This is a genomic window from Vibrio sp. 10N.286.49.E11 (genome assembly GCF_041469505.1).
GTDB lineage: Bacteria > Pseudomonadota > Gammaproteobacteria > Enterobacterales > Vibrionaceae > Vibrio > Vibrio crassostreae_C.
Window position 1 is genome coordinate 32,991 of sequence record NZ_JBFRKQ010000034.1, and the last position, 15,406, is coordinate 48,396.

The following is a 15,406-nucleotide window of genomic DNA, read 5'->3' on the forward strand; positions in this document are numbered from 1 at the left end:
ACCTCATCAGTTAGTGGTCACTTACAGTTTTTTTTCAATCCACCACTTATCCACAAGCAACCCCATTTCTTTACCTTGAAAAATATCAGTTGTAGCACTATCTTGTAACCCAACAAACAAATGACCCCTATATGTTGTGTTTGAACTACAATGTATGGGTAGACCAAGATCACAAAGCCGAAACGTAATTTACAAAAATTACACAGAAATACACAAAAACACGGCCTTGTTCAGTTTTGTTAGGGAAATTAAGCAGAATGAACCAACAACTTACTGTTACCAAGCGTAACGGGCGCAAAGAAACGATCGATCTAGAGAAGATCCATCGCGTGATTACATGGGCAGCTGAAGGCTTGCACAATGTTTCTGTATCACAAGTAGAATTGAAAGCTCACATTCAGTTTTACGATGGCATCACCACTACTGACATTCATGAAACTATCATCAAGTCAGCAGCGGATTTAATCTCTGAAGAGACTCCTGATTACCAATATCTAGCAGCACGTCTGTCTGTATTCCACCTACGTAAAAAAGCGTACGGCGAATACGAGCCGCCTGCACTGTATGACCACGTTGCAAAACTGGTTGATATGGGTAAATACGATAGCCACCTTATGGAAGATTACACGAAAGCTGAATTCGAAGAGCTTGACGAGTACATCGACCACAAACGTGACTTAGACTTCTCTTACGCAGCGGTTAAGCAGCTCGAAGGTAAATACTTCGTGCAAAACCGTGTAACGAAAGAAATCTACGAGAGTGCTCAGTTCCTTTACATTTTAGTTGCTGCGTGTCTATTCGCTAAATACCCGAAATCGACTCGTCTTGACTACATCAAACGTTTTTACGACGCATCGTCTACGTTTAAGATTTCTCTACCTACACCGATCATGTCTGGTGTACGTACGCCTACTCGTCAATTCAGTTCTTGTGTACTGATCGAGTGTGGTGACAGCCTTGATTCAATCAACGCGACAGCAAGCTCAATTGTTCGTTACGTATCTCAACGTGCTGGTATTGGTATCAACGCAGGTCGTATCCGTGCGCTTGGTTCTGAAATCCGTAATGGTGAAGCGTTCCACACAGGCTGTATCCCTTTCTACAAATACTTCCAAACAGCAGTAAAATGTTGTTCTCAAGGTGGTGTTCGTGGCGGTGCAGCAACGGTATTCTACCCACTATGGCACGGTGAAGTTCAGTCTCTATTAGTACTGAAAAACAACCGCGGCGTTGAAGAGAACCGAGTTCGTCACATGGATTACGGCGTACAGCTGAACAAGCTTATGTACTCTCGCCTAGTTCAGGGTGGCAACATCAGCCTGTTCTCACCTTCAGACGTACCTGGCCTTTACGATGCGTTCTTCGAAAACCAAGACCGTTTTGAAGAGCTATACGTTAAGTACGAAAACGATCCTTCAGTGAAGCGTGAAACGGTTAAAGCCGTTGAGCTTTTCTCTCTGCTAATGCAAGAGCGTGCTTCTACTGGTCGTATCTACATTCAGAACGTTGACCACTGTAATACACACAGCCCGTTTGATTCTGAAGTAGCACCTGTTCGTCAATCGAACCTATGTCTAGAAATCGCGCTTCCTACTAAGCCACTTTCTAACGTAGAAGATGACGAAGGCGAAATTGCACTATGTACGCTTTCAGCATTCAACCTTGGCGCAATCAATGAACTGGACGACCTAGCAGAGCTTTCTGAGCTGGTTGTTCGTGCTCTAGATGCACTGCTTGATTACCAAGACTACCCGCTTCCAGCTGCATACAAGTCGACAATGAACCGTCGTACTTTAGGTGTAGGTGTAATCAACTACGCATACTACCTAGCTAAGAATGGTGTTAAGTACTCTGATGGCAGCGCGAATGGCCTGACTCACCGTACTTTTGAAGCAATTCAATACCACTTGCTAAAAGCATCTGTTGAACTAGCGAAAGAGCAAGGCCGTTGCCCATCTTTCCACGAGACCAACTACGCGAAAGGCCTACTGCCAATCGATACTTACAAAAAAGATATCGACTTAGTATGTGAAGAGCCACTGCACTACGATTGGGATTCTCTACGTGAAGAGATCATGGAGCACGGTCTGCGTAACTCTACGCTAACAGCGCTTATGCCTTCTGAGACATCGTCTCAAATCTCGAACGCGACTAACGGTATCGAGCCACCACGTGGTTACGTATCAGTGAAAGCATCGAAAGACGGCATCCTTAAGCAAGTGGTTCCAGATTTCCTAAATCTTAAAGAGAACTACGAGCTACTTTGGAACATTGGTTCTAACGACGGTTACCTACACCTAGTGGGTATCATGCAAAAATTCGTTGACCAAGCTATCTCTGCAAACACTAACTATGATCCAAGTGTTTACGACAGCGGTAAAGTACCAATGAAGAAGCTGCTTCAAGACCTACTAACAGCGTACAAGTACGGTGTTAAGACGCTTTACTACCATAATACTCGTGATGGTGCTAAAGACGACCAAGGCGATGCAGTTCAAGTGCCGGAAGAAGATTGTGAAGGCGGCGGTTGTAAGATCTAAACCGCAATAAACATTAAGACCCCAGAGAAGAGTTATCTTCTCTGGGTTTAAAGCATTAACAGGGTCCGTTTTATTACGGGTCTTTAAAGGATTTGAGGCATTTATGGCTTACAGTACTTTTTCTCAGCAAAAAAATGACCAACTAAAAGAACCAATGTTCTTGGGTCAGTCGGTAAACGTTGCACGTTACGACCAACAAAAATTCGAAATCTTCGAAAAGCTTATCGAGAAGCAGCTTTCTTTCTTCTGGCGTCCAGAAGAAGTAGACGTGTCTAGCGACCGTATCGACTACAACAAGCTTCCTGAGCATGAAAAGCACATCTTCATCTCTAACTTGAAGTACCAAACGCTTCTAGATTCAATCCAAGGCCGCAGCCCTAACGTTGCCCTACTTCCATTGGTATCTCTACCAGAAGTTGAAACTTGGATTGAAACTTGGTCTTTCTCTGAAACGATTCACTCTCGCTCTTACACGCACATCATCCGTAACATCGTGAATGATCCAGGCGTAGTATTCGACGACATCGTTGAAAATGAAGAGATTCTGAAGCGTGCTAAAGACATCGCTTTCTACTACGACGACCTAATCAAGCTAACGGCTGACTACCACCGCTACGGTGAAGGCAACCACAGCATCAACGGCGAAGACGTCAAGATTTCACTTCACGACCTGAAGAAGAAACTTTACCTATGTCTAATGTCTGTAAACGCACTAGAAGCGATTCGTTTCTACGTAAGTTTCGCATGTTCATTTGCATTCGCTGAGCGTGAGCTAATGGAAGGTAACGCGAAGATCATCAAGCTAATCGCTCGTGATGAAGCCCTTCACCTTACTGGTACACAGCACATGATCAACTTGCTACGCAATGGTCAAGATGATTTTGAATTCATGCAGATCGCTGAAGAGTGTAAGCAAGAGTGTTTCGACCTATTCAAAGAAGCGGCTGAGCAAGAGAAAGAGTGGGCAGAATACCTATTCAAAGATGGCTCTATGATTGGTCTGAACAAAGACATTCTTTGCCAATACGTTGAGTACATTACCAACATCCGTATGCAGGCTGTTGGCCTAGGTACGGCTTACCCAGCAGCAACGTCGAACCCAATTCCATGGATCAACGCTTGGTTGTCTTCAGATAACGTTCAAGTTGCTCCACAAGAAGCAGAAATCAGTTCTTACCTAGTTGGCCAAATCGACAACGAAGTAAAAGCTGACGACTTTGAAGGATTTGAGCTGTAATGCCAACAATCAAAATCAACAAACTGACTTCAATTGAATCTAACCCTTCAAACACTCTGTTGGAAACAATGGAACAAGCTGGGTTAGAGCCAGAATACAACTGCCGAGATGGTCACTGTGGCGCTTGCCGCTGCACGTTGGATTCTGGTGAGGTCGAGTACGTTGGTTTTGCTATGGCTTACACGCAAGGTAATGAGATATTGCCTTGTATCTGTAAAGCAAAGACTGAGCTATCGCTGAGTAACGTTATTCATAGAAACAAGCAAAAACGCGCATAAGCCAGCTGGCTTTAGGTCACTTTGTTCGAATATCGTCAATAAGAATCAAAAAAGGGTCCGCTTCCTTTAGGAATGCGGACCTTTTTCTATTTATGTCTTTAGGTATCTAAAGCGACTCGTCTATCACTCAACCAAATCTTCCTGTTGGCTTGTGTCATACAAAGCCAAACGTTTATTGCTGAGTCAGGTTAAGAGTCACAGAGCCAATATAACAAGCGCTTCGGCACTCTCCACAGCCGTTACACTTATCTTTGTCCACTGTAGGCAACTCTCCTACTTCGATGTGTATTGCACCAGCTGAACACGCCGTTTGGCATGCTGAACAGTCCATTTTCATGTAATTATTGCAGCTATCCGCAAAGCTCGGCTTGAGGTCGATATAAGGCGTGACCGTTGGATGAAGTGCGCCGGTCGGACACACTTCAGTGCATTTGTTACACATAGAACAACTGTTGTAATCCAAATTCAGCAGCGCACTGCCCTCTAGCATCTCAATAACGCTATTTGGACACGATTGTTCACACAATCCACAACCGTCGCAAAGACGCTCAAACAGCACCTCATCGACCGCTCTTGGCGGTCTTGCATGCAAGCGCTGTGATATCTCTTCATAATTCGCGGCTGCTTTAACCGGTTTAGAAAGTCGAGTTAAGAAACCGCGTCTATTTGAATTTATTTGTTCAGACATTAGTCGATATATAACTTTTTAGTAGCAACGTTTAAATTATATTCAGATATTAAGTACTTAAACCAATCTATTACATCAACCGATAGCTTTTTATAAAAAGATAACTCTGATGCTTTATTTAGTTTTTCTAAATAAACAGAAGACCAAGTTAATAAGTGACCCTCAAGCAATTCACCAGCTGAATTAATATTATTATTTTCTAACAAATACGCATGAGCGAATAACATTAAACCAAATTGATCTTCCGGCTCTCTTAACCCAGTGTCTAATTCAATCTGATTCAATTCTAAAAACTGGCGATACTCAACCGTAGAAGCACCAAACACAACGCGGTCTTTATCTAGGTACACAGAACCCCAAGGCGGAGCTGGCATGTCTCCAACGCCTTCAAACAGGCGGCTGAACTCTGCTGCGAGCGCATCTTCGTCTTCGCTTCTTAATGCCTGCAAGCATTCTTCAGAGAGTACTTCGCTCTCAACCAAAGCTTCGACAATGGTGATTAACTGTTCTTTACTTGTCGCTTGATAAAATAGCGAACCCAACAATTTATGCGTATCGATAATCATTATTATTTATACCGTTATAGGTTTAAAGATAATTATATTAATTAACTCATTTCATTCTTTGATCTATTTTATACATTCAATTCATAAACTTTAAATTCCACACTTATTTGATGCCAATCAATCAATAATTCGAAATAAATACATAAAGAACAAACTACCTATAAAGTGCTAGCTATCAATAGCAAAAGGCATCTTAGAATGACGAATAAGAAAGAATCTGGGGTAATGAATCTTACTCGAAGAGGCTTCATGAAAGCTTCCTCTGCAGTAGGTAGTGCAGCTGCACTTGCGGGCGGTATTGCATTACCTTTCAAATCCAAACCAGTAGCGGCTGCAGTTGCTGAAAATGTGGATGAGAAAATCGTATGGAGTGCATGTACAGTAAACTGTGGCTCTCGCTGCCCACTGCGTATGCATGTACAAAACGGTGAAATCAAATACGTAGAAACAGACAACACAGGCACTGACGAATACGGTCATCACCAAGTTCGTGCGTGTCTACGTGGTCGCTCGATGCGCCGCCGTGTTTATAACCCAGATCGCCTAAAGTACCCAATGAAACGTGTGGGTAAACGTGGTGAAGGTAAGTTTAAGCGTATTAGCTGGGAAGAGGCTTATGATGAAGTCGCTGGCACCATGCAACGCCTTATCAAAGACTACGGTAACGACACTATCTACCTAAACTACGGTACAGGTACGCTGGGCGGCACGGTTACTAAATCTTGGCCACCAGCTCAAACGCTGATTGCTCGTCTAATGAACCTAAGTGGTGGTTACTTAAACCATTACGGTGACTACTCAACAGCGCAAATCACGAAAGGCTTGAGCTACACCTACGGCGGTTGGGCAAACAACAACTCTTTCTCTGATTTAGAGAACACTAAACTTAACATTCAGTTTGGTAACAACCCTGCTGAGACACGTATGTCTGGTGGCGGCCAGATCCACCACTACGTTGAAAGCAAAAACAAATCAAACGCAAGAACGATCATCATCGACCCTCGCTACACCGATACTGCCGGTGGCCGTGAAGATCAATGGATCCCAATTCGTCCTTCTACAGATGCGGCATTGGTAGCGGGTCTTGCACACGTGATGATCACTGAAGACCTTGTCGACCAACCGTTCCTAGACAAATACTGTGTCGGTTACGATGAGAAGACCCTTCCTGCATCAGCGCCTAAAAACAGCGACTACAAATCTTACATCCTAGGTTTAGGTGAAGATGGCGTAGAGAAGACACCAGAATGGGCTTCTAAGATCACGGGTATTCCAGTTGACACCATCGTTAAGCTTGGCCGTGAAATGGGCACAGCGAAACCATGTGCGATTCACCAAGGTTGGGGCTTACAACGCACTGCGAACGGTGAACTAGCGTGTCGTGCAATCGCGATGCTGTCACTGCTCACTGGCTCTGTGGGCGTATCAGGCGGTTCAACAGGCGCTCGTGAAAGCGACATCAACATTCCATTTGTCCGCTTCCCTACTGTGCCAAACCCAGTTGAAACGTCTATTTCAATGTTCATGTGGACAGACGCGATTTACCGTCACCATGAAATGACCGACATCACTGATGGTGTTCGCGGTGCAGAGCGCCTTAAGAACCCAATCAAGATGATCTGGAACTACGCAGGTAACTGCATCATTAACCAACACTCAGACATCAACAAGACTCACGCGATTCTTCAAGATGAAAGTGCGTGTGAAATGATTGTCGTGGTTGATAACCATATGACGTCTTCAGCGAAGTACGCCGATATCATCCTGCCAGACTTAACAACGTCTGAGCAAGACGACTGGTGTATGGACGGTAAAGCGGCGAACATGCCTTACTTCATCTACGCGCAGAAAGCGATTGAGCCTCAGTTTGAAGCAAAATCTATCTACGAGATGTGTACTCAGCTTGCGAAACGAATGGGCGTAGAAAAAGAGTTCACCGAAGGCCGTACTCAAGAGCAATGGATTGAGCACCTTTACGCAGAAACTCGTAAGAACGATCCAACACTGCCAACCTTCGAAGAGATGAAAGAGCTGGGTATCTACAAACGTAGCTACGACCACCACTACATCGCTTATGAAGATTTCCGTAAAGATCCTGAAGCGAACCCACTGACCACACCAAGTGGCAAGATCGAGATCTACTCAGAGCAACTGGCTGATATCGCGAAGACTTGGAAGCTGAAAGAAGACGAAGTGATTCACCCACTTCCGATTTACGCGGACTCTTTCGAAGGTCATAACGACCCACTAGCAGAGAAGTACCCACTTCAGCTAACCGGTTTCCACTACAAGGCTCGTACTCACTCGACTTACGGCAACGTTGCAGAAATCAAAGCAGCAGCACCGCAAGAGTTGTGGATCAACCCAATCGATGCAAAAGAACGTGGTATTGATAGCGGCGACATGGTGAGTATTTTCAACGACCGTGGCGAAGTACATATTCCAGCGAAAGTGACACCTAGGATTCTTCCTCGAGTTGTCGCACTAGGCGAAGGTGCATGGTACGCACCAGATGGTCAGAAGATCGACCATGCAGGCTCTATCAACGTGCTGACGACTCAGCGCCCGAGCCCACTTGCTAAGGGTAACCCTCAGCATACAAACCTAGTTCAAATCAAAGCGCTAAAGAAAGCATAAGGTAGGTTGGAATGAAACAATACGGCTTTTACATTGATTCAAGTAAATGCACGGGTTGTAAAACCTGTCAGCTTGCTTGTAAAGATTATAACGATCTAGACATCAAAACGAACTACCGTCGCGTATACGAATATGCCGGTGGTGGCTTCACTCAAGATGGTGATACCTGGGTTCAGAAAGATGTCTTTTCTTACTACCTATCTATCGCTTGTAACCACTGTACTAACCCAGCGTGTGTGAAAGTGTGTCCTTCGGGCGCAATGCACAAACGTGATGAAGACGGTTTGGTTGTGGTTGATGAGAGCGTATGTATTGGTTGTCAGCACTGTAGCAATGCGTGTCCTTACGGCGCACCACAATACAATGCTAAGAAAGGTCATATGACGAAATGCGATGGTTGTTACCAACGTGTTTCTGAAGGCAAACAGCCTATCTGTGTTGAGTCTTGCCCACTTCGTGCATTGGAGTTTGGTGAAATCAATACACTTCGCGAGAAGTACGGCTCTGGTGCGGATGTGGCTCCACTGCCATCTTCAACAGAAACGCTACCAAACATCGTGATTAAGCTGAACAAAAACGCGAAGCCGACTGGCGATACCAGCGGTCACCTAGCAAACCCGAAGGAGGTGTAAGATGATTTTTCATGAGTGGTCTTTAATCTTCTTTACGGTGCTGGCGCAAACTGCGGTTGGTGGTTACTTACTGATTGGCGCACGTGCACTGGTACTTGGTCATGACGAAGAGAAGCTGAACAGCTACAAGGTTCCAATGTTTATCCTATGGGTACTGATGGGTCTTGGCTTCATGTTCTCGACAACGCACCTTGGCTCTCCACTGCGCGCGTTTAACGCTTTTAATCAGCTAGGTTCGGCTTGGTTGTCTAACGAAGTGTTCTTCGGTGCGGCATTCTTCGCTGTCGGTGGCCTGCAATGGTTACTGTCGGTAGTCAAGAAAGGTGGCGTTGCTATCCAGAAAGCACTGATGGTTAGCGCGATGGTACTGGGTGTTATCTTCATGTACGCGATGATCAACGTATACATGATCAACACAGTACCGACGTGGGACAACATCTACACACCACTGAGCTTCATCATGACGATGGTTGTGGGTGGCTTGCTGTTATCTCAGTTCGTGATTGTATTCGCAAACGACAGCCGCTTTACGGTTGACCGTAACATCACCATGTTGGCTGTTATCGCTGTTGCTATCAGCTTGCTTGTGACAGTAGGAAAACTGAACCTAATCGGAGACATCCAAACTTCAGCGGCAAAAGCGTCTGAGTTAGTCGATGGTTTAGGTAGCTATGTGATTCTTCAAGTGGCACTGCTAATGGCAAGCTTGTTGATTTGGATTCTACCTATGCTGAACAAAGCAAAAGTGAACCCAGTTAACCTTGGCTTAGCACTAGTATTGTTCTTGGCTTCAGAGTTAATCGGCCGTGGTTTGTTCTACAGCCTACATATGACAAGCGGTTTGTAATCGAGTTCTTACAGACATGAGTTGCGTGTAAACATCGCTGCTTGTTTGGTTATCTAGAAGGCTAGATAAACAAAAGGCCCAACACCTATTTAGATGTTGGGCCTTTTTATTTCGTTTTTTCTAGCGTTTTTAATACAGACTTAGCGAGTTCGCTTACATCGTTAGCTTACATAGCTACTTAATGATAGCCGCTGGAATAAACATGTCTTTTAATCGCTTAACCGAAGAATAAGTACCAAACATCGGTTTGTTATCTAAATGCCTTCTCAGCATATCGGCGGCAACGGTCTTAATCACGTTGCGTTGGTCTTCACGCGAGTACTGACGATAAAACTCAAGTACCTGCCCCCACTCGCCTGCTTCAGTCGACAATGCAACGCTGAATGTGTTGCCTTCCAGCTTACCAGTCACCAAAGCCAATTCAGTTCCGCACTTATCTCTTGTTGCTCCAGCCAGCGCAAAGGTCGCGGCTAATGGATCGCTCTTTTCAAGTTCGCTCTCTTTTGGCTCAGCCATCACCCATGAGTGTCCGAAGCAATCTTCTATCTGCTCATTCAATTGCAGCCACGCTGACAGTGAACCTTTGGTCGACACTTCAGACACAGATAACGTCTTCTTTTTTTCCGCCATGATGTGTCCAATATGGTCAATCATCGGCTCATCAACACTAACGACATTACTCTCTAGCAGCTTGTAAACCATCTGCAGAAGCTTAACGCGAGTTTCTAAGTCTGCCTTAGGACCAAACAGTTTGACCTCAATGAACGGCAGATAAGAGCGATAACCAAGTTCATAACCTTCTGGCAGCTTTAGTTGATCCAAAACATCAGAGATACCGGACTCAGACAAACCAAACGTAAACAGTCGACTGCATTCAGAGGCAACCACTTGAGGGTAGGTACACGACAAGTCAGGAAGAATCTCAAACGTCACCATGCGCTTGAATTCACTTGGTACACCCGGCGTGAAATAGAAAGTCGCATCGTTAATTTTCAGTTTGAAGCCACAAGCCGTCCCCACAGGGTTATCGACAATCTCTGAACTCGCAGGTAACAAAGCTTGTTTAAGGTTGCTGTCTGGCATTGGCATGCCACGTCCAGAGAACATCTCTTCCATACGAGCAAGCCATTCAGGGAACATGACGAGTTTCTGCTCGGAAGCAGCTGCAGCGGCGGCAGCACTCATATCATCGGTTGTCGGGCCTAAACCACCATTAACGATAACCACATCATAGTTAAAGCTCAGCATCAGCAGTTCTTCAACAAGAGCATTCATTTGATCACCCACAGTTGAGCGCTTAGCAAGCGCAAAACCATGCTGATAAAACTCAGCAGACATCCAAGCTGCGTTTGTATCTACAATGTCTCCATGAAGAACTTCTTCACCTGTGCTTAACATTGCGATTTTCGTCATATTTCTATCCCTTGTTGTCATAAAAAGACACGGCATTATTTACAAACTGGTCTATGGTTGAATTTGGAGCAATTCGCCTTTTCACTAATATTAATAATGTTAAACCTAAGGTTTTCTTAGGAAAAGCTATAAATTATTAGTTCCCTAAATCAGGCATTTAATAGATAATTGTGACCCTGATCAATTCCAAACTTTCTCATGGAGACCCTTGTGGCCAAATCACCGTTACTAGCAAAGGTTACTGCCGCATTTTCAATGCTAATGTCAGTTAACTCGGTCGCAAGCCAATACGACTTCGACCAGCCAATCAACCTTTCTTACTCGGATGAATGTGCTCAAGATTACTGTTTTAATGACAACTTGTACACCTACAAGCCTAGTACCAATTACGCACTGAGCGAGTCGAGTGATGAGTACGACTTCTCAATCCAACAACCAAAACACATGTTGGTGAGTCAGGAGAAAGATTGGGATTACCTAATGGGTCAAACCTACACCATTCTTGGCTTGAGTGTCGCGACAGTGGGTCTAATGACTCTGCTCCCTGAAAGTATTACTAAGTGGGATGATGACCAACGTGATATCAGCTCATTAGGTAAAAAGTGGAAAGATAACGTTTCTGCTGGTCCAACATGGGACCGTGACGAACACTTCCTAAACTACGTAATGCACCCATATTTCGGTGGTGTTTACTACACCGCAGCTCGACACGCAGGTTACGACGAGTTTGAGTCATTCTTATACTCTTGGACTATGTCGACGTTCTTCTGGGAATACGGCGTAGAAGCGTTTGCAGAAGTACCTTCATGGCAAGATCTCTTCATCACACCTTTCTTCGGTGCGGTTGTCGGTGAAATGATGCTAGAAGCAGAGCAGGATATCATTGCTTCAGGTGGCGAAGTGATGGGCTCTCAAACCATGGGTGATGTGTCGCTATTCTTCCTTAACCCTGTTGGACACATTCACTACTGGGTAAGTGACGCATGGGGCGGTGATGCAGAAGTTAACCTGAATACTAACCCTTGGTGGGATAACCAAGACGCTGCACGTTTTGCTTACGATGCTGGCGCACCATACGACTCTCAGTTTGTTGGTATGAACTTCAAAGTAACGTTCTAATTCGTCTCTAGTACTACTCAATATAAGTTATTGAATATAAGTTGCTGAATCATCAATCACAGTGACAACTCTTCTAAAAAGCGGCTCTCTAGCCGCTTTTTTTGTGCCCTACTCTTCATTCTCTTTTTTTGCATCGAAGCTTAGTTTCAAAAATTGACCTAGGTCAAACATTGTTCGATGTAACCTTCTACACTGAAATTAAAGAACTTTATCGCGTGATATCAAACATTTAATTAGCAAAGAATAATTGAAACCTTGGGGGCTGATATGAACAGTACATTTATCGTAAACTTTATCGGAAAAGCATCACCAGCAACAATCAAACAGCTTGCTGCGGTTACTCACGAAAACGACGGCAAATGGCTCATCAGTAAAGTGAACTTTATTGAAGACCAAGTCGCAGGCGTACTAAAGGTTCAACTTCCAGCCATCAACGAATCGATTGTAAAAGAAGCGTTCAGCGCCAATCCAGATCTCATCGTGCAGTTTGTCGATTCCGATCATACGCACAATGTTCAAGACACGGTCCATCATTTAAGACTCGACTCTAACGACCGAGCAGGTATCGTCAACGAAGTGACTCATGTATTGGATAGACAAGGAATCAGTATTCTCGATATGGATTGTCACCGCGTCTTTATCGCTGGTGGCGGCGGTGTTAGCTCAAGTCTATTCACATCAAAAATCGCCGTTAAGCTGCCAATCGAAGTACAGATCGACGACGTAGTTAATGAACTCGAAACGCTCAGTGAAGATACTCGTGTGATGATTGAAAGCTAAATAAACAAAATTAAAGAACAAAAAAGAGCAGCTCATTAGCTGCTCTTTGTATTGCTCTGAACTTGTGATTCAGTTACTTAACTGACCATTGTGATAATGAGCGTTTGAAGTCTTCATAGCCGAATTCATTTAGCTTCTGAACTTCACCACTGCTACGTTCACAGTAGATTGAAGGCATTTTAAGGCCATTGAACCAGTTCAATTTCACCATTGTGTAACCCGCGCTGTCTAACAGATGCAGCTTTTGACCAATCTTAAGTGGCTCATCAAAGCTCGCTTCGCAGAACTGATCGCCCGCAAGACATGAACACGAACCAATCACGTAGTCATGGCTGCCTGTTTCTGATGCTTCCAATACTGATGCGGGCTCATTGTAGATAAGCGTGTCAAGGCGGTGCGCCTCAGTCGCTGAATCCACAATCGCTGTTTTCTTCACGTTCTCAACAATATCGACCACTGTCACAACTAGGTCGGTTGTTTTAGTGATGATCGCTTCACCCGGCTCAAGATACATCTGCACACCGTGCTTTTCAGAGAAGGCTTTCAGCGCAAGACCGAGTTTTTCGATGTCATAGCCAGGCCATGTGAAGAACACACCTCCGCCCATGCTCACCCAGTCCAACTTATCTAAGTGCTCACCAAACTGTTCTGAGATTGAATCAAGCAGGCCGATAAACGCATCGACGTCTTTGTTCTCACAGTTCATGTGGAACATCACACCATTAATCTCATCGAAAATTTCTGGTTTGATGTGGTCAGCTTGCACGCCCAAACGCGAGAATTGACGTGCAGGGTTTGCTAAGTCTTGTCCTGCGTAGCTTACGCCCGGATTTAGACGTAAACCCAGCGAGGCTTTACCTTCAACAATATGACGGTAAGCTTCGAATTGGCTTTGCGAGTTGAAGATCATCTTGTCGCAAATATCCGCAACTTCTCTCACGTCATCTTCACTGTAGCCCACACTGTAAGCATGAGTTTCACCGCCAAAAGTTTCGTGACCTAATTTCACTTCATAAGGGCCAGAACTAGTAGTACCGTCTAGGTACGGTTTGATGATGTCAAACACGCCCCAAGTCGAGAAGCACTTAAGCGCAAGTACCAATTTCACACCTGAAATCTCTTTCAGTTGCTTGGCTTTTTCTAAGTTCGCAATCAACTTGTCTTCGTTGATCATGAAATATGGGGTTTTTAGTTCTTCTTTCTTAAACGTCATTTTTGTAAACACTCAAGCAGCATCTATAGATGGAAAGGTAAATTAACAATTTTGGTGTGATTTATTTTGATTTTGTCCTGTCCGAGCGCAGTGAGTTACAAAATCAAAATAAATGATACCAAAGCTTCAAGGCTATCATCATCGAAAAGGGAACAATCCATGTCCCCTTTAATTAGCAATCAAAACAAGAAATCAGTTCTTATTTTTTCAGCTCATGAATCACTGGAAGACCTTGGCCTGCTTCAAGCTCTTGAACATGCCAATCTAGACCAATTTCCGGCATAGTTGCTAGGAACGGATCTGGATTTAGCTGTTCCATGTTGAACACGCCTTTATCAGCCCATTCGCCACGGAAGAACTGAAGTGCAGCGGTAATCGCTGGAACACCAGTTGTGTAAGAGATCGCTTGGTGCTCTACGTCTTCGTAAGCCACTTCGTGGTCTGCGTTATTGTAGATGAATACGCTACGCTCTTTACCATCTTTCTTACCTTGAACCCAAGTACCGATACACGTTAAACCAGTGTAACCCGGAGCTAGAGATGTTGGATCCGGTAGTAGTGCTTTAAGAACATGCAGAGGCTGAACCACAGTACCATCGTGCAGTGTTAGCGGATCTGGGCTAAGAAGACCGATATCACGCATGCAGTTGAAGTAGTTCAAGTATGCATCACCAAAGCCCATCCAAAATTCGATACGCTTAGCTGGGATGAACTCTTTCATTGAACGAACTTCATCATGCGCCATTGAGTAAACTTTGTGAGAACCACAGTTCGGGAATTCAAACTCAAGCATACGAGAGTGACAAGGTACTTGTTTCCACTCTTCATTTTCCCAGTAGAAAGAATCGCCTTGGATCTCAAGCATGTTGGTTTCTGGGTCAAAGTTTGTCGCAAACTTCTTGCCGTGGTCACCAGCATTCACATCCATTACATCAATTGAGTCAATCTCATCGAACAAGTGCTTAACCGCGTATGCAGCAAAGATTGATACCACACCAGGATCGAAACCAGCACCAAGAATACCTGTGATGCCTGCTTCAGCGAACTTCTCACGGTAGCCCCACTGCCAGTCGTAAGCTTGTGGTACTTGTTGACCTTCAGAACATAGGTCAACCGCAACCGATGTATCTAGGTAAGAGACTTTAGTTTGGTAACACGCTTCCATGATCGCCATGTTTACCCAAGGAGGACCAGCGTTGATCACTAGATCCGGCTGAACTTCTTTAATCAAAGCAACAAGCGCATCAACATCATCAGCGTCTACTGAACGTGCTTCTAGTTTCTTAGTTGAATCTTTAAGGTTGTTTTTACCTTTAATCGATTCGATGATTTTTTCACACTTCGCGATTGTGCGAGAAGCGATTGTGATATCACCCAGTACTTCGTTATTTTGTGCTGCTTTATGTGCAACAACCCAACCAACGCCGCCTGCACCAATTTGTAGAATAGCCATAGT

General features: G+C 44.5%; 13 protein-coding genes. 8 read left to right on the forward strand and 5 right to left on the reverse strand.

Going from position 1 to position 15,406, the window contains the following annotated elements:
• The first annotated feature begins 257 nt into the window (after positions 1-257).
• From nrdA to yfaE, 3 genes are all read left to right on the forward strand, one after another.
• Positions 258-2,540 (forward strand): class 1a ribonucleoside-diphosphate reductase subunit alpha, encoded by a 2,283-nt coding sequence (gene nrdA, locus AB4167_RS07145; protein ID WP_017060992.1) that lies wholly within the window; start codon positions 258-260, stop codon positions 2,538-2,540.
• Positions 2,541-2,643: 103 nt separating this feature from the next.
• The gene (gene nrdB / locus AB4167_RS07150) at positions 2,644-3,777 is read left to right on the forward strand and encodes a class Ia ribonucleoside-diphosphate reductase subunit beta (protein WP_017063554.1); all 1,134 of its coding nucleotides are present in this window, start codon (positions 2,644-2,646) and stop codon (positions 3,775-3,777) included.
• Positions 3,777-4,055, forward strand: a complete 279-nt coding sequence (yfaE, locus tag AB4167_RS07155; protein WP_010438115.1) for a class I ribonucleotide reductase maintenance protein YfaE — start codon at positions 3,777-3,779, stop codon at positions 4,053-4,055. Before nrdB ends, yfaE begins: the two co-directional genes overlap by 1 nt.
• Before the next feature lie 172 nt (positions 4,056-4,227).
• On the opposite strand, the gene napF is transcribed toward yfaE, so the two are convergent.
• Positions 4,228-4,743: a ferredoxin-type protein NapF gene (gene napF, locus AB4167_RS07160; RefSeq protein ID WP_372136356.1), complete on the reverse strand. Its 516-nt coding sequence runs from the start codon at positions 4,741-4,743 to the stop codon at positions 4,228-4,230.
• On the reverse strand, positions 4,743-5,309 hold the full coding sequence (locus AB4167_RS07165) for a molecular chaperone (protein ID WP_017060995.1): 567 nt from the start codon (positions 5,307-5,309) through the stop codon (positions 4,743-4,745). Before AB4167_RS07165 ends, napF begins: the two co-directional genes overlap by 1 nt.
• 198 nt (positions 5,310-5,507) lie before the next feature.
• Between AB4167_RS07165 and AB4167_RS07170 the strand changes: the two genes are divergently transcribed.
• Genes AB4167_RS07170 through AB4167_RS07180 form a run of 3 tightly spaced genes read left to right on the forward strand, consistent with a single transcriptional unit; the run spans position 5,508 to position 9,425 of the window.
• Positions 5,508-7,946, forward strand: a complete 2,439-nt coding sequence (locus tag AB4167_RS07170; RefSeq protein WP_017069171.1) for a DmsA/YnfE/YnfF family dimethyl sulfoxide reductase — start codon at positions 5,508-5,510, stop codon at positions 7,944-7,946.
• A gap of 11 nt (positions 7,947-7,957) precedes the next feature.
• Entirely contained in the window at positions 7,958-8,578 is a 621-nt protein-coding gene (locus AB4167_RS07175; RefSeq protein ID WP_004733360.1) for a DMSO/selenate family reductase complex B subunit, read from the forward strand.
• A gap of 1 nt (position 8,579) precedes the next feature.
• Positions 8,580-9,425 carry a dimethyl sulfoxide reductase anchor subunit family protein gene (locus tag AB4167_RS07180; protein ID WP_372102921.1) on the forward strand — a complete coding sequence of 282 codons (846 nt, stop codon included), beginning with the start codon at positions 8,580-8,582 and terminating at the stop codon, positions 9,423-9,425.
• Positions 9,426-9,599: 174 nt separating this feature from the next.
• On the opposite strand, the gene AB4167_RS07185 is transcribed toward AB4167_RS07180, so the two are convergent.
• A complete protein-coding gene (locus AB4167_RS07185) occupies positions 9,600-10,838 on the reverse strand; it encodes a CinA family nicotinamide mononucleotide deamidase-related protein (protein ID WP_017069172.1) in 1,239 nt (412 codons plus the stop codon).
• 210 nt (positions 10,839-11,048) lie between these two features.
• Here AB4167_RS07185 and AB4167_RS07190 point away from each other — a divergent pair, with 210 nt between their 5' ends.
• Together AB4167_RS07190 and AB4167_RS07195 are read left to right on the forward strand one after the other, a co-directional pair.
• A complete protein-coding gene (locus AB4167_RS07190; protein WP_017069173.1) occupies positions 11,049-11,957 on the forward strand; it encodes a DUF3943 domain-containing protein in 909 nt (302 codons plus the stop codon).
• Between the two features lie 267 nt (positions 11,958-12,224).
• Positions 12,225-12,737 (forward strand): glycine cleavage system protein R, encoded by a 513-nt coding sequence (locus AB4167_RS07195; protein ID WP_017061000.1) that lies wholly within the window; start codon positions 12,225-12,227, stop codon positions 12,735-12,737.
• Between the two features lie 73 nt (positions 12,738-12,810).
• Here AB4167_RS07195 and nspC read toward each other — a convergent pair whose 3' ends face one another.
• Both nspC and AB4167_RS07205 read right to left on the reverse strand, forming a co-directional pair.
• Positions 12,811-13,950 carry a carboxynorspermidine decarboxylase gene (nspC, locus tag AB4167_RS07200; protein WP_102393396.1) on the reverse strand — a complete coding sequence of 380 codons (1,140 nt, stop codon included), beginning with the start codon at positions 13,948-13,950 and terminating at the stop codon, positions 12,811-12,813.
• A gap of 199 nt (positions 13,951-14,149) precedes the next feature.
• Positions 14,150-15,403 carry a carboxynorspermidine synthase gene (locus tag AB4167_RS07205; protein ID WP_017069176.1) on the reverse strand — a complete coding sequence of 418 codons (1,254 nt, stop codon included), beginning with the start codon at positions 15,401-15,403 and terminating at the stop codon, positions 14,150-14,152.
• Positions 15,404-15,406: the final 3 nt, after the last annotated feature.

Coding starts and splice junctions, on each gene's coding strand:
- napF (WP_372136356.1), bottom strand. CDS start 4,743: ATGTCTGAACAAATAAATTCAAATAGACGCGGTTTCTTAACTCGACTT.
- yfaE (WP_010438115.1), top strand. CDS start 3,777: ATGCCAACAATCAAAATCAACAAACTGACTTCAATTGAATCTAACCCT.
- AB4167_RS07180 (WP_372102921.1), top strand. CDS start 8,580: ATGATTTTTCATGAGTGGTCTTTAATCTTCTTTACGGTGCTGGCGCAA.
- AB4167_RS07175 (WP_004733360.1), top strand. CDS start 7,958: ATGAAACAATACGGCTTTTACATTGATTCAAGTAAATGCACGGGTTGT.
- AB4167_RS07195 (WP_017061000.1), top strand. CDS start 12,225: ATGAACAGTACATTTATCGTAAACTTTATCGGAAAAGCATCACCAGCA.
- AB4167_RS07185 (WP_017069172.1), bottom strand. CDS start 10,838: ATGACGAAAATCGCAATGTTAAGCACAGGTGAAGAAGTTCTTCATGGA.
- AB4167_RS07165 (WP_017060995.1), bottom strand. CDS start 5,309: ATGATTATCGATACGCATAAATTGTTGGGTTCGCTATTTTATCAAGCG.
- AB4167_RS07205 (WP_017069176.1), bottom strand. CDS start 15,403: ATGGCTATTCTACAAATTGGTGCAGGCGGCGTTGGTTGGGTTGTTGCA.
- AB4167_RS07170 (WP_017069171.1), top strand. CDS start 5,508: ATGACGAATAAGAAAGAATCTGGGGTAATGAATCTTACTCGAAGAGGC.
- nrdB (WP_017063554.1), top strand. CDS start 2,644: ATGGCTTACAGTACTTTTTCTCAGCAAAAAAATGACCAACTAAAAGAA.
- nrdA (WP_017060992.1), top strand. CDS start 258: ATGAACCAACAACTTACTGTTACCAAGCGTAACGGGCGCAAAGAAACG.
- nspC (WP_102393396.1), bottom strand. CDS start 13,950: ATGACGTTTAAGAAAGAAGAACTAAAAACCCCATATTTCATGATCAAC.